Consider the following 13,890-nt stretch of genomic DNA (forward strand, 5'->3'; position numbering starts at 1 on the left):
CCGGCTCTACAGTTCGACGCCCGAGGGGATCAGGCTCTCGCTGCGGAGCAGGTTCCCCTCGTGGTCGTACACGAGGAAGGTGTCCTTGTCGTAGGCGACGAGGCGCTCGCCGTCGACGTCGATCTCGACGCGGTACCGGGCGTCGCCGTCGTCGGTCGCGTCGCGCGCGGCGTGGATGAACGGGAGGACGTCCGTCGCCGTCTCGTTGAGTTCGAGGACGAAGTCGCCGGTGTACCGGTTGGTGACGCCGACGACGCCCTCCGGGTCGGCCGCCTCGTCCAGCGGCTCGCGGAGCCGAAAGGCGACGTCGATCTGGTCGGCCGTGAGCAGGTCGTCGCCGTCCGTCTCGACGTTCGCGTCGTCGGTCTCGTCCCCGGAGAGCCGCTCTCGGAGCAGTTCCTCCGGCCCGTGGAAGTCGATCCGCACCAGCGGGGGCGACCGGGAGCCGGCGCCGTCCCCGACGCCCTCGACGGTCAGATCGAAGTAGTCACGCCGCATTTCCTATCGGATCGTTCGCGGTCCGGCCGTATCAACGTAACGGGCGACCCGGCGCCCGGGACGACCGACGACCGGCTCCGGGAGGCGGCGCTCCCGGTGTCGCTCGTGATAATCGTCGGGGGTAGTTTAACTTCCCCCCGCCTCTAGGCCATCGTATCCATGGCGAGCGAGGCGGGCGGGAGCGACCTCGGCGATCGGATCGAGGCCCTCCAGCGACGCCTCTCCCGGACGTGGGAGCTGTTTCAGGGGTCGACGCTCGACGTCCGCCCCTTCCGCCCGGGCGAGGACGGGCCCCTCGCCTCGTTCGCCGTTCCGGAGGGCGAGCGCGAGGTCGACCGCTACTGGGTGAACGCGCCGTACGCGTACGTCGTCATCACCTACGACGAGGCCGAGAGCGAACACCGCTACTACGCGGTCGAGCCCGAGCTCGACGCGTTCGAGCGCGAGCTGCTCGACCGCGTCGTCGACGACATCCGCGACCCGCTGTTGTACCGCGAGGGGAGCGGTAAGACGGACGAGGAGACGCTCAAGTCCGAGCTGGAGACGCTGCTGGAGGGGTACGGCGTCGAGGCGGGGATGGACACCTTCCACGCGCTCGCGTACTACCTCTACCGCGACTTCCGCGGCTACGGCAAGGTCGACCCCCTGCTCAACGACCGCCACATCGAGGACGTCTCCTGTGACGGCTACGACCTCCCGATCTTCGTCTACCACGACGAGTACACCGACGTCGAGACGAACGTCTCGTTCGGGCAGGAGGCGCTCGACAGCTACGTGATCCGGCTCGCCCAGCAGTCCGGGCGCCACGTCTCCGTGGGCGACCCCATCGTCGAGACGACGCTGCCCGACGGCTCCCGCGCCGAGCTCGCGCTCGGCGAGGAGGTGACGCCGCGCGGCTCGGCGTTCACCATCCGCCAGTACGCCGAGGACCCGTTCACGCCGGTCGACCTCGTCGAGTACGGCACCTTCTCCGTCGAGCAGATGGCGTACTTCTGGCTCTGTATCGAGCACAACAAGAGCCTCATCTTCGCGGGCGGCACCGCCTCCGGGAAGACCACCTCGATGAACGCGGTGTCGATGTTCATTCCGCCGCGCGCGAAGGTGCTCACCATCGAGGACACCCGCGAGCTCTCCTTATACCACGACAACTGGCTCTCGGCGGTCACCCGCGAGCGCCGGTACGAGGGCACCGACATCGACATGTACGACCTGCTGCGCTCGGCGCTGCGCCACCGCCCCGAGTACATCGTCGTCGGCGAGGTCCGGGGCGAGGAGGCGATCACCCTCTTTCAGGCGATGAACACCGGCCACACCACGTTCTCGACGATGCACGCCGACTCGATCGAGACGGTGATAAACCGGCTGGAGAACGAGCCGATCAACGTCCCTCGCGCGATGGTCCAGTCGCTCGACATGCTCTCGGTCCAGACCCTCACGCGCGCCGACGACGAGCGCGTGCGCCGCGCGAAGACGATCGGCGAGATCGGCGGTATCGACCAGCGAACCGGCGAGCTCGACTACTCCTCCGCGTTCGAGTGGCGCCCTGACTCCGACACGTTCCGACGGAACGACTCCTCGCTGTTGGAGGAGATCGCCGACGAGCGCGGCTGGTCCCGCTCGGAGCTGCTCCGCGAGGTCCGGCGCCGCGAGCGCTTCCTCGAACTGCTCTCCGCGCTCGGCATCGACGACTACCGCACGTTCACCGCCCTCGTCAACGAGTACTACGCCGACCCCGCCCGCGTGATGGACCGGCTCGACGAGCGCGCCGCCGCGGCCGACGGCGTCGACGCCGAGAATCTGGCTGCCGAGGACGATGCGACCGAGGACGACGCGGCCGCGTCGGGCGACGGGACCGACCGCGGCCCCCGGACCGCCGACGGCGACGCCCCCGACGCCACGGACCGATGATAGAGTACCTCCCGCTCGCCGCCGCGGTCGCGGTCTGCCTCGCGCTGGCGCTCCCGCTCGTCGACGACCGCGCGGACCTGTTCGTCACTCGCGTCGCGCTGTCTGCGTTCGGCGACTACGTCGGGGAGAACGAGACGCGGCGGCGCGCCCAGCGCGACCGGATGCGCGCCGCCCACGTCGGTGGGACGACGCACCGCGTGTACGCCTCCCGGACCCTGCTGTACGCGGCCGTCCTCGGGGTCGCCGGGAGCGTGATCGGCGTGTACGGTGCCGGGGGGCTACTCGCCGCGCTCGACGTCGGCGAGGCGGCGATCCGGGGGGCGCTCCCCGAGGCGATCGGGTTCGTCGCCGTCGTCGCGCGGCTCGCGGACCTCGGGCTCTTCCGGCTGTTCGTCCTGCTCGCGGTCGTCTCCGCGACGGTGGGCTCGGGGCTCGCGCTCGGCGCGTACGTCGCCCGGTGGCAGCTGCTCGACCAGCGCGCTCACGCCCGCGCGGCGGAGATCGACGCCACGCTTCCCCGAACGGTCGCGTTCATGTACGCGCTCTCGCGTTCGGGGATGGCGTTCCCGCGCGTGATGGACACGCTCGCGGAGAACGAGGACGTGTACGGCGAGGCCGCCACGGAGCTGTCAGTCGCGGTCCGCGACATGAACGCCTTCGGCACCGACGCACTCACCGCGCTCCGACGCATCTCGCGGCGCACGCCGAGCGACGACCTGGCGGACTTCGCGGAGAACCTCGCCTCCGTCCTCGGCACCGGCCAGTCGGTGTCGGCGTTTCTGAACGACCAGTACGAGCGCTACCAGTCGGAGGCGGAGGCGAAACAGGAGCAGTACTTGGAGCTGCTCTCGACGTTCGCCGAGGCGTACGTGACGGCGCTGGTCGCCGGCCCGCTGTTTTTCATCACCATCCTCGTCGTGATCGGCCTCGTCTTGCAGGACACGCTCCCGCTCCTCCGCGTCGTCGTCTACCTCGGCGTGCCGCTCGCCACCTTCGGCTTCGTCGTCTACGTCGACAGCGTGACGCAGGGCGTCGGCGGCACCGAGACCGTCGCCGAGTCGTCGCTCGCCGACCCGAACACCCCCTCGGTCACCGGGGTGCGCCACGCGACGGACGAGACCGGAGACCGGGGCGACTCGCCGCGGTTCGACGGCGGAGCGACGACCGGCCGCGACCCTCTCGGGACGGGCGGTCCGAAGGGAGACCCATGGGCGGCGAGCCGCGAGCGACTCCGCGCGTACGACCGCCTCCGCTGGCTGCGGCGGCTCGCCGAGTCACCGATCGAGACCGTGTTGGCCTCGCCGCGCACCGTGCTCCTCGTCGCGGTTCCGGTCGCGGTCGCCGGGGTGCTCGTCTTCGCGTTCCCGGTCACGCTCGGCACGCCGGTCGAGATGGTCGGGCAGGTCGACGGGCCGATCGTCGTCGCGACCGCGTTCGTGCTCGCGACGTACGCGGTCGCCTACGAGTTCGGCAAGCGACGGATTCGGCGCATCGAGTCCGCGGTGCCCGACTTCCTCGACCGACTCGCCAGCGTCAACGAGGCGGGGACCGCCGTGGTCGGCAGCGTCCGCCGCGTCGCCGACTCGAACCTGGAGGCGCTGACCGAGGACCTCCGCCGGACCCGCCGCGACATCGACTGGGGGGCGGACGTCTCGACCGCGCTCCGACGGCTGGAGCGCCGGGTTCGGTCGCCGATGACCTCTCGGGCGGTCGCGCTCGTCACCAACGCGATCCGAGCGAGCGGCGACGTCGGACCCGTCCTCCGGATCGCCGCCGACGAGTCGCGCGCGACCTGGTCCCTCCGGCGCGAGCGCAGACAGGTGATGTTGACGTACCTCATCGTCATCTACATCTCCTTTTTGGTCTTCCTCGGGATCATCGCCGCGCTCTCCGTCTCCTTCATCCCGGCCATCGAGGCGGCCGGAGTCCCGGGAACGGGCGGCGGCCTCCCGGACGCCGGAGGCACCGTTCCCGGCGGGCCGGGCGGGATCGCGGACGGTATCGGCGACATCGACGTCGCGGTCTACGAGCAGCTGTTCTTCCACGCCGCGGCGATTCAGGCGATCTGCTCCGGGCTCGTCGCCGGACAGCTCGGAGAGGGCTCGGTGCGCGACGGGGTCAAACACGTCGCGGTGCTGCTGGCGCTCACGCTCGTCGCGTTCGCCGTCATCGGCGCGGTGTGAGCCGCTCGGTCGTGGCGGCGCGACCTGTCCGGTCGTGGCGGTGCGATCTGTTCGGTCGCAGCGGTGCGATCTGTTCGGTCGCAGCGGTGCGATCTGTCCGATCGTGGCGGCGCGATCCGTCCGGTCGGCATAAGCCCGTCGCGACCGAGACGCCGGTATGGACCCGCAGTCGACGTACGACCGCATCGCGGCGCACTTCTCGAAGACTCGGGAGTACGCGTGGCCGGAGGTCGAGTCGTTCCTGGAGGGCCGGTCGGGGAGCGTCGCGCTCGACGTCGGCTGCGGAAACGGCCGGCACACGGAGGCGCTCGCGGAGCGCGCCGAGACGACGGTCGGCGTCGATCTCAGTCGCGGCCTGCTCGACGAGGCCACCGCTCGCGCCCGCGACCGCGGGTTCGCGGACGCGGCCGCGTTCGTCCACGGAAACGCCGCGGCGCTCCCGGTCCGCGACGGCGCGGTCGACCTCGCGGTGTACGTCGCCACGCTCCACCACCTCCCGTCGCGAGACGCCCGGATCGAGAGCCTGAACGAGCTGGCGCGCGTCCTCGCGCCCGGCGGAGTCGCGCTCGTCAGCGCGTGGAGCACGGCGCACGACCGCTTCGACCGGGACGAGGGATTCGACACGACCGTGGACTGGACGCTCCCGGGCGGCGAGACCGTCCCGCGGTACTATCACATCTACTCGCCCGCGGAGTTCGAGTCGGATCTCGCCGAGAGCGACCTCGAAACGCGACACGCGGCGGTTTCGAGCGGAAACTGCTACGCGGAAGTCAGTCCCCGAGACGCCTAATTATCGGTGTCGATATCGACGGAGGTGGATTAAAGAACCCCTGTCGACCGCGTTATCGTAATGGCTGACACCTTTCTCGAAGGGGTCCTGCGTCGGGTCACTCCCGGCGTGTTGGCCCGGAGCTACCTCGCGAAGTTCCTCGTCGTCCTCGCCGTCGTCGTCCTCTCGATCGGCGCGGTCGGGGCCGTCACGTACGCGGAGACGACCGATCAGCTCGAATCGAGCGCCCAAGACGACTACACGGCGGTCGCGGAGCTGAGCGCGACCGAACTCAACGGCTGGACGACCGACCGCCGCGCGGTGCTCACGGACATCGCCGACAACGACGCGTTCTCGCGGGACCCGAGCCGGGTCGACGGGTACCTCGCCTCGCACCTCTCGCGCACCTCCGAGGCCGTCGTCGCCCTCCACTTCGTCGACCGAGAGGAGGGCTCCGTCGTCGCCAGCACCGACCAGTCGGCCGGGGAGACGGTCACCTCCCAGGCGTGGTTCGGCGGTAACCTGCTGTTCGCCGAGAGCGTGTTCACGAGCCCCACGTACATGGCCGACGGCGAGCGCCGGATCGCATACGTCACGGCGACGCCGCTGCGCGACTACTTGGTGATGGAGATATCGCTCGCCCCGCTCACCGACGAGTTCCGCCAGCCCACCGAGGGCGCGTTCACGACCATCGTCGAGTCCGACGGCCGAATCGCGGCGAGCAACGCCGACTACATCGCCGGGATCCGCTACGACGGCAACATCCGGTCGTCGCTGTTCGGCGAGACGCGGTCGGTCGGCTTCATCCCGTCGGCCACCTTCAGCTTCGCCGACGGCGGCGAGTACCTCGTCGCCTACGCGCCGATGGAGACGGAGGATTGGGCCGTCGCGGTCCACGTCCCGCTCTCGGAGGCGTACGCCCTCTCGGGGATGATCGGCCGGAACCTGCTACTCATCGTCGGTGTGGCGATCGTCGGGCTCGGGCTGCTCGGCGCGACGCTCGGCCGCGGCACCGTCGTCGAACTGAACCGGCTCCGGGGGCGGGCGGCGGCGCTGGCCGACGGCGACCTCGACGTCGACTTCGACACGGATCGCCGCGACGAGTTCGGTGACCTCTCGGCCGCGTTCGCGACGATGCGCGACTCCCTCCGCGAACAGATCCAGTCCGCCGAGACGCAGCGCGAGCGCGCCGAGGCGGCGCAGGCCGAGAGCGAGGCGTTCGCGGAGCGCCTGGAGTCGCGGGCGAGCGACTTCGGCGAGACGATGGCGACCTGCGCCGACGGCGACCTCACCGCCCGACTCGACCCCGAGCCCGACGACCCCGAGGCGCTCCACGACATCGCCGCGGAGTTCAACGACGCCATGGACGAGCTCGAGGCGGCAATCGCGGAGGTGGACGCGTTCGCGGTCGAGGTGGCCGACCGGAGCGACGCGGTCACCGACGGCACCGACGAGGCCGCGGCCGCCGGCCGGGAGACGAGCGACGCGGTCGACGAGATCTCCGCCGGCGCGGAGCGACAGAGCCGCCAGCTGGCCGACGTGGCCGGCGAGATGGAGGACATGTCCGCGACCGTCGAGGAGGTCGCCGCGTCGGCGGACGAGGTCGCGACCACCTCCCGGCAGGCCGACGCGCTCACCGAAGAGGGCCGCGAGGCCGCCGCAGACGCCGTCGACGAGCTCCACGGGATCGAGGCGCGCTCCGGGTCCGCCGCGGAGACGATCGAGCGGCTCGAAGCGGAGATGGCCGAGGTCGACGAGATCGTCGAGACGATCTCGGAGATCGCCGATCAGACGAACCTGCTCGCCTTGAACGCGTCAATCGAGGCCGCCCGCGCGGGCGAGGCCGGCTCCGGCTTCGCGGTCGTCGCCGAGGAGGTGAAGTCGCTCGCGGAGGAGACGCAGGAGTCCGCCGCCGAGGTGGAGTCGCTCATCGAAGGCCTCCGCGAGCGCACCGACGAGAGCGTCGACGAGATGGCCGCGATCCGAGACGGCGTCGACGACGGCGTCGACGTCGTCGAGGACGCCGAGGACGCGCTCGTCGAGGTCGCCGACCGCGTGAGCGAGGCCGACGACGGCGTCCAGGAGATCTCCAGTGCGATGGACGCGCAGGCGGCGTCGGTCAACGAGGTGACGGGCGGGGTCGACGAGCTCGCTGGCGTGAGCGAACAGACCACCGCCGAGGCGACGACCGTCGCCTCCGCCGCCGAGGAGCAGGCCGCCACGCTGAACGAGGTCTCCGAGCAGGCGCACGACCTCTACGAGCGCGCTCGCGACCTGCGGGAGATGACGGAGGAGTTCGAGGTCGACGCCGACGAGGTCACGGCGTCCGGCGCGACCGACGGAGCGGACGCGGCCGAGTCCGAGTTCTCCTTCGGGACCGGCGAGGACCCCGACTCGGCCGCCCCCGCCAGCACGGACGGCGGCATCGCCGACTCGGCGGGAGAGCCCGATTCGAACGCCGACGGGTCGGACGAGTCGGCGCCGCCGCTCGGCGAGTGAACGGTCGCGCAGAAGAGTGACCGTCGTCGTCCGCGACGGTGCGGTCCGCCGGTCGCGCCGCGGTCGGTGATTCCCTCGCGGTTCAGTCCGCCATCGTCTCGTGGCTGACGCCCCGGTCGTCCGGGAGCGGTGCCACGAACCGGTACGCCGCGTACAGGCCCAGCACCGCGATGCCCGCCAGCACGAACGCCGTGCGGATCTCCGGCGAGATCAGCGGTGTCGCGACCACGTCGCCCGCCTCGTTCGTTATCGAGACCGGGCTGTAGGGCTGTCCCGCGAGGATCTCGACGACCCCGAGGACGACGATGCCGAACAGCATCAGTCCCGCACTCAACGCCCGCGCCGCCGTATCGATGGTGTCAGTCATTTGTATTCACCTCTTAACCGAGCAGGTACCGCAGCTTGGGGCGTTGCTTGACGAACTCCGTCTGCTCGATGAGCGCGTCGAGGCCGTAGTACCGCCCGGCCGCGAGCACGATCACCGTCAGGAACATGAGCAGCCCCATCAGGTCGCTGTTGACGACGCCGTTGCCGAACCCGGCGTTGCCGACCCAGAACAGGACCATGAAGATGACCCCGCCGAACGCGGCGAACCGAGTCAGCGCCCCGGCCATCAACGCGAGGCCGATCAGCGTCTCGAAGAGGGGTACCCCGGGCTCGATGAACCACGCGAGGTTGTTCCCCATCCAGACCGGGATGCCACCGAGGGCGGTCCCGCTCATCTGTTGCATGTACGCCGAACCGTAGCTGTACGAGAAGCCGCTCTCGATGATTTTGGTGATCCCGGCGTGGAAGAACCACCAGCCGGTGACGACGCGCAGGAACGCGATCCAGTACGTCGCCCAGGGACCATCCAGCGCGAACTCGGTCTCGCCGACCAGCGGATTGCTCGATTGGTATGACATCGGTGTCACCTCACGGGTGTACGTTGGGTGGCTACGCATATAGGTCCCGAACAGCTTTCTTAGCGGCTGACAAGCGTTCTAGAGCGCTGGGAGCGGCCCGCAGTATCGTGGCCCTTTAAGTGTATTTTCGGCTCGACGGAGCGATCCGTTCCGTCAGAACACGGAACGCTTATGAAAGCCGTTCCGCCTACGTGTAGGTGCGTCATCAACCGACGCGGGCGCCGGTGGTCTAGTGGTAGGACCTGAGCCTTCCAAGCTCATGGCCCGGGTTCAAATCCCGGCCGGCGCACTATTCGGGCGCTTCGAGCCCTCATATCTCATTTTACGACCGCGAGTGGCACGAAAGTAGACACGCGAAAAACAAGCCGCTTGAACGAACCAAGCGCATAACCCGCCGCAGTATGGCGATTTCGTGTGTATAGAAGACAGACTCTGAGGCTCACGCGCTTGAGCGAACTATGGAACTCAAAGACGACACCACACAAACGGTCGAAAGCCCCGTTCCGCCCGTCGCACAGGACACTCAGGAAGCTCTCGAACAGTTCTCCCCGTTCACCGCCGAGGACTACGAAACCTACAAGCAGGACTTCATCGAGTGGCTTCTCACCCGAGGGAAGAACACGTACAAGCGAGAGGGCTACGCCGAACACACGACAAAGACGACCCACTACAAGGTTGACGAGGCGTACCGCTGGCTGTGGAATCGAAACGAGCAGTACACCAAGGAGTTCACTCCCGAGGACGCGACGGATCTACTGGAGTTCCTCGTCCGTAACACGACCCATCCCGAGACGTACGTCTACACCTTCGAGAAGTGTCTTCGTCGTCTGTTCAAGTTCCAGCGCGAGGAACTTCGGAAGGACGTTCCTGAGTGGGAACACGACATTCCGCTCGACTCGAACAACCACTCCTCGGACAAGGACAAGTTCTACCCCGAGGAGATGGCCGAACTCTACGAAACGTCTCTCTCTGAGTTCTCTATTCGGAACTACCGGAGCGTGAGTGTCGAGGAACGCGATCGAATCAAGCGATACCTCGCACAACGTCTGGAGAAACCCAAGGCGGAGATCGGGCCTGACGAATTTGCGGAAGCAAGCTCGTGGAAAGTTCCCTCGATCATTGCGGTGGTGGCCGACACCGGGCTTCGACCCATCGAGGTGGGGCGTGCGAAGATGGATTGGTTCGATCTCGATCACGGACGGATGCTCGTTCCGAAGGAGGAGTCCACGAAAAACGACGACGATTGGGAGTGCGCTCTCTCAAGCCGCTCGGCGAACGCACTTCGAAAGTGGAAGGCGGAGCGGTCAGCTCTCGATCTCTACGCAGGTCGGGACGCGATGTGGTTGACGCGAACCGGTAACGAGTACGGGTCGAGTACCCTGAATAGCATACTCCGGAAGCTAATGGAACGCTCCGATATTGACGAGGAAAGTCGCAAGCTGACGTGGTACTCTTTCCGACACGGTGCCGCCTCCATGTGGGCGGAGAAAGAAGGCATCTACGTAGCGAAAGAGCAGGTGCGTCACAAGAGCGTCAAGACGACGCTCCAATACACTCGTGGGTCGGTTGAAGCGGCGTCGAAGGCGGTCGATCGGATGTGGTGAACACGTGGTGAAACGCATCGAGGCGGGGTAGGTAGCGGAACGCCTCCCCTCGATGCGGTGGAACGCAGATCGAGAACTCTCACGTTGTAGTCCCGAACGTCGAATCTCCGAATGACTGCTGACCGCGCGCGAGAACCATAATCAAGCAGTCATATTCATGAACATGAGTATCCAGTCTTGAGATCAAAAATAATATACATGAACAACCAACAATAAAAGTAAAAACACCGTCATTTACTTATAAACCCCGGAGGGGGTATATTAACCCTTTACCATTAATACGCATGAAGGCGGCCGTCAAGGGCGACGACGGAGGAGGACTTGAGGACATACACAGTAACAGTAGTAGTGGTGAGACAGAGGTAGTTGTGTCCTCAGTTCGAACAGCGAGGTTCAACGCATCGAGGCGCTGTAGAAACACGTTCTCTCGAAGTAGACTGTTCGATGAGCAGTTCCGTCGAATCACGAACAAGTAGCTCAGACTGGAACAGAGAGTTCGAGCAGTAGCGAGAGAACAGAGCGAAGCCCACCCCTCGATGCGTTCGAACACAGAGCGAAAACGCGAGAGTGTAACGCGGCTACGGGTATCGCCAAATATCCTCGCAAGTACATTTCCCCGTTGGTGTTCCTTGACCGGACACCAGCGGGGCTTTTTGTCGTTAAATGATAGTTGACTACCACCCCATCGAACGCTCGTAACTCATCGTCCAGCTCAGAAGTATCCAGAGAGCGATGAAACAGTTGATGATGAAGATGAATGCATTCCAAGCTGTAATTGGCGGAATCCAAAGAGGAACAATTGTTTCAACATACATCTCTACGAATATAGGAAGTTGTTCTGTTCTTCGTGGTATTCCGGAGAAGACGTTCATCCAGATCAAAGCCATCTGGAGTAGCGTGGTAATCCCTCCGGCGATCGCGTACGCGTAGAGAATTTGCCTACTGAATAGACTCCCAATAAAGTAGTTTACACTCCGCTGGCGCATATCAGAGAGTTCCTCCGGTCAGTTTAGTTGCTACACCAGCCCAAAACGCTGTCCCGACGCCTGAAGCGATGAAAAGTTCGATTTCCATCTGATCAAGGAAGACGAGTTTGAGGAGTTGAACCACGAAGTAGAACGGGCCAAGTAGGAATACTACTGAGGGATCAGTCATTACTATCCACCACAATTTGGACAATTCCTTGATCCGACATTCTCTGCCGACTTTGCTTGATCAGCCAAGGGGTCTCGATGTACCTTCGGTGCATCTGCGTTTCGTACCAGTACCTATTGTTGTATAAATATCCAAGAAAGTTAATCTGAATTATTTTTTGCAGGCAGGCCTGCAAATCTCTTGGCGAGGGGCAAAAGCCTTGCAGAGGCACCTGCACATCCTAAATATAGATCTCAGATAATGTCACGACAACTCAAGTCACTTGAACAACAGTTCGATCGGGGTGATCAGGACACAAAACGAACAATCGGAGAGTACGTACATGACAATCCCGGAAGATGGGTTTCAAGAGAAGAACTCGTTGATGAGGTCGAAATTGATGAGAGCGGAGTGAGTCGCCATCTTGACCATCTCCATGATGAGGGCTATTTTCTCTCAAAGTCCTCTGATGACCAGAGGTTCGTACAATGGAATGGTAGGGGAGCTGGCGGAATTGAGTATTGGATTCGTCAGATCATTCCTCGACAAGCGCGGGCGGCAGGAAACGAAATAAGACCACTACTAACACTCGATTCCTTGGGAGGGGCATATGTTCCAACCTTCCTGTTCGGGGTATTCGTTATTCTCGGGTTTCTGTGTGGGATCTTTGCCGTAATTCTCTCACAAGCACCGGGCGACACCATCGCGGGAGTCACTATGGATCAGGTCGTTATTCTCGCCGGTCTATCTACAATCTTGGCTTCAACAGTCTTTGTGCTGATCCCGGTAGTCAAGCTCATTGAAGCGGGACTTGAGAAGCTTATACAATTTTTTTGTACGGCTTTCGAGTCAGACGACCGGGATTCGTAGTTTTGGAACGGAGATCACACGTTGAGCCCTCCTCGATGGAGAGAACTGTACCCGAATTTTCGGAAATTTGAGCTACGCAGATTCTGGTGGTCGGTAAGCACACCGGGTTAGCGCATCTACGGCACTACTCCGCTGATCGTGAAGTTCCGAACGAAACACCCTGCCACCTTCGACACGCCATTCTGAACGGAACGAGTCTCCCTCAGACCGAAGTTCAAGCAGTATTGTCTCCGAGTCTCTTTCCCACTCATACACGATCTCGTCGTCGGAGTACGTCTGTCGAGTGTACTGTGTTACAGTCTGATCTCCAATCGTGGGAAGTTCCAACTCCGAGAGAACGGCCAATTGAAAGCTCGAATAGATATGTTGGGCAGGAGGCTCTAATTCTCGAAGCACTCGCTTGAGGTCTGCTTTCGTGGTCACACCATCTTCAGTCAACTTACCAGCCGCAAGCTCACCCACACCGTGAATCTCTCGCAGATCAGATTTTGTCACGTTGGTGACTTTATCTCAGCCATTGTAGTTCTGTGGGTGTCTGGTAGATCGTCCCCAATCACTCCGCTTTTACCTAACCTTATTTACAGGAGATCACCGAGATAATATTCCTAAAATTACATATATTGTGATGATAGTTAACAAGCAGAATGGCACGTCTGACTTTGGGTGGGATTTTTGAGGCGACGATTGACCGAATCAGCCACTCGGGGAACGCGGTTATCGAAGGCGATTCAGACGGCACGTACGCACTCTTGAGATCTGGCTCATGGGAGGAAGGAGACACCGTTACGGTAAAGATCACGACGAAGAACGACAATTCCTACGTCGCCGTCCCGATGTACAAGGAAGCCGGCGCTAAAGCACCTCCGCTCCACCACGACGGGAAATCAGCCGGCCAAACGCGAAGCATGAACGATGCGTTCGACTCCATCGAAGACCGAGAGTTCGACCCGAAAACCCACGGTGCGCCTGAAGTACAATCGACACCCTCGGGAACGACTCCTCGGAAAAACGTTGACTCCGCTTCTGACTCAGATTCGGAGAAATCACTTCACGAGATCGCGCGGAATCTGGATCAACCCGTCTCGACGGAGGAACAGGACAGCGAATAATCTGAGCGTGTACCTCGAAATCTACGAGTCTCACAAGGTGGGCTACGTTTCACTTGATCCCTACGAATGGGAGTACGAAGGACGGTATCGTGAGGTAGTCGAACTTCTAGATTCGGAACCCACGTTCTACGCATCCGTTGTAGTTTAACGCTTCACGCCAGCGCTGTCCCTTGATTCGATATCGTTGAGACTACCTGTCACAGAAACCCGGTGGCTGCTGTGAGTTACCAACCACCGGATTCAGTGATTGTCAACCGGATCAAAAGAGCGTTTCCCTCTGATGAGTTGCGCGAGCGCGCTCGCGCAACGAATCTCATTCAACGAGAGCGTAAGTTCGACACTGTCGCGTTGTTCTACACCCTCTCACTGGGTTTTGCTGCTGGATCAGACCGCTCTATTCAGGCATTTCTC

11 protein-coding genes, 1 tRNA gene and 1 pseudogene are annotated in these 13,890 nt (G+C 63.6%); 9 read left to right on the forward strand and 4 right to left on the reverse strand.

The annotated features are described in order from the left end of the window. Positions 1-6 precede the first annotated feature (6 nt). Positions 7-498, reverse strand: coding sequence for a DUF5793 family protein (locus EXE46_RS13685; RefSeq protein WP_137688940.1), 492 nt, complete (start codon positions 496-498; stop codon positions 7-9). 159 nt (positions 499-657) lie between these two features. Between EXE46_RS13685 and EXE46_RS13690 the strand changes: the two genes are divergently transcribed. The 4 genes from EXE46_RS13690 to EXE46_RS13705 all read left to right on the forward strand — a co-directional run bounded on the left by EXE46_RS13690 (position 658) and on the right by EXE46_RS13705 (position 7,857). Continuing rightward, positions 658-2,406 carry a type II/IV secretion system ATPase subunit gene (locus tag EXE46_RS13690; protein ID WP_137688941.1) on the forward strand — a complete coding sequence of 583 codons (1,749 nt, stop codon included), beginning with the start codon at positions 658-660 and terminating at the stop codon, positions 2,404-2,406. Continuing rightward, positions 2,403-4,589, forward strand: coding sequence for a type II secretion system F family protein (locus EXE46_RS13695; RefSeq protein ID WP_137688942.1), 2,187 nt, complete (start codon positions 2,403-2,405; stop codon positions 4,587-4,589). The genes EXE46_RS13690 and EXE46_RS13695 overlap by 4 nt, the downstream gene beginning before the upstream one ends. Positions 4,590-4,746: 157 nt before the next feature. Then, positions 4,747-5,379 carry a class I SAM-dependent methyltransferase gene (locus EXE46_RS13700; RefSeq protein WP_137688943.1) on the forward strand — a complete coding sequence of 211 codons (633 nt, stop codon included), beginning with the start codon at positions 4,747-4,749 and terminating at the stop codon, positions 5,377-5,379. 60 nt (positions 5,380-5,439) lie between these two features. Further along, positions 5,440-7,857, forward strand: a complete 2,418-nt coding sequence (locus tag EXE46_RS13705; RefSeq protein WP_137688944.1) for a methyl-accepting chemotaxis protein — start codon at positions 5,440-5,442, stop codon at positions 7,855-7,857. An 82-nt stretch (positions 7,858-7,939) separates the two neighbouring features. Here EXE46_RS13705 and EXE46_RS13710 read toward each other — a convergent pair whose 3' ends face one another. Further along, entirely contained in the window at positions 7,940-8,224 is a 285-nt protein-coding gene (locus tag EXE46_RS13710; RefSeq protein ID WP_137688945.1) for a hypothetical protein, read from the reverse strand. 13 nt (positions 8,225-8,237) lie between these two features. Then, a complete protein-coding gene (locus EXE46_RS13715; RefSeq protein ID WP_137688946.1) occupies positions 8,238-8,762 on the reverse strand; it encodes a DoxX family protein in 525 nt (174 codons plus the stop codon). A gap of 218 nt (positions 8,763-8,980) precedes the next feature. Between EXE46_RS13715 and EXE46_RS13720 the strand changes: the two genes are divergently transcribed. Next, positions 8,981-9,051, forward strand: a tRNA-Gly gene (locus EXE46_RS13720). Between the two features lie 169 nt (positions 9,052-9,220). Next, entirely contained in the window at positions 9,221-10,366 is a 1,146-nt protein-coding gene (locus EXE46_RS13725) for a site-specific integrase (protein WP_137688947.1), read from the forward strand. 987 nt (positions 10,367-11,353) lie between these two features. Here EXE46_RS13725 and EXE46_RS16870 read toward each other — a convergent pair. Continuing rightward, positions 11,354-11,521, reverse strand: coding sequence for a hypothetical protein (locus tag EXE46_RS16870; RefSeq protein WP_158413951.1), 168 nt, complete (start codon positions 11,519-11,521; stop codon positions 11,354-11,356). A 240-nt stretch (positions 11,522-11,761) separates the two neighbouring features. Between EXE46_RS16870 and EXE46_RS13730 the strand changes: the two genes are divergently transcribed. From EXE46_RS13730 to EXE46_RS13740, 3 genes and pseudogenes are all read left to right on the forward strand, one after another. Beyond that, on the forward strand, positions 11,762-12,370 hold the full coding sequence (locus EXE46_RS13730; RefSeq protein WP_137688948.1) for a hypothetical protein: 609 nt from the start codon (positions 11,762-11,764) through the stop codon (positions 12,368-12,370). 644 nt (positions 12,371-13,014) lie between these two features. Continuing rightward, positions 13,015-13,479: a hypothetical protein gene (locus EXE46_RS17205; protein ID WP_199234175.1), complete on the forward strand. Its 465-nt coding sequence runs from the start codon at positions 13,015-13,017 to the stop codon at positions 13,477-13,479. A gap of 210 nt (positions 13,480-13,689) precedes the next feature. Next, positions 13,690-13,890, forward strand: a pseudogene (locus EXE46_RS13740) (IS4 family transposase); the annotation flags it as partial.

The sequence above is a fragment of the Halorubrum sp. GN11_10-6_MGM genome (assembly GCF_005435165.1).
Lineage (GTDB): Archaea > Halobacteriota > Halobacteria > Halobacteriales > Haloferacaceae > Halorubrum.

Excerpts from the sequence above, each read along its gene's own strand:
- EXE46_RS16870 (WP_158413951.1), bottom strand. The coding sequence starts at position 11,521 with ATGACTGATCCCTCAGTAGTATTCCTACTTGGCCCGTTCTACTTCGTG.
- EXE46_RS17205 (WP_199234175.1), top strand. The coding sequence starts at position 13,015 with ATGGCACGTCTGACTTTGGGTGGGATTTTTGAGGCGACGATTGACCGA.
- EXE46_RS13695 (WP_137688942.1), top strand. The coding sequence starts at position 2,403 with ATGATAGAGTACCTCCCGCTCGCCGCCGCGGTCGCGGTCTGCCTCGCG.
- EXE46_RS13690 (WP_137688941.1), top strand. The coding sequence starts at position 658 with ATGGCGAGCGAGGCGGGCGGGAGCGACCTCGGCGATCGGATCGAGGCC.
- EXE46_RS13730 (WP_137688948.1), top strand. The coding sequence starts at position 11,762 with ATGTCACGACAACTCAAGTCACTTGAACAACAGTTCGATCGGGGTGAT.
- EXE46_RS13710 (WP_137688945.1), bottom strand. The coding sequence starts at position 8,224 with ATGACTGACACCATCGATACGGCGGCGCGGGCGTTGAGTGCGGGACTG.
- EXE46_RS13725 (WP_137688947.1), top strand. The coding sequence starts at position 9,221 with ATGGAACTCAAAGACGACACCACACAAACGGTCGAAAGCCCCGTTCCG.
- EXE46_RS13715 (WP_137688946.1), bottom strand. The coding sequence starts at position 8,762 with ATGTCATACCAATCGAGCAATCCGCTGGTCGGCGAGACCGAGTTCGCG.
- EXE46_RS13685 (WP_137688940.1), bottom strand. The coding sequence starts at position 498 with ATGCGGCGTGACTACTTCGATCTGACCGTCGAGGGCGTCGGGGACGGC.
- EXE46_RS13700 (WP_137688943.1), top strand. The coding sequence starts at position 4,747 with ATGGACCCGCAGTCGACGTACGACCGCATCGCGGCGCACTTCTCGAAG.
- EXE46_RS13705 (WP_137688944.1), top strand. The coding sequence starts at position 5,440 with ATGGCTGACACCTTTCTCGAAGGGGTCCTGCGTCGGGTCACTCCCGGC.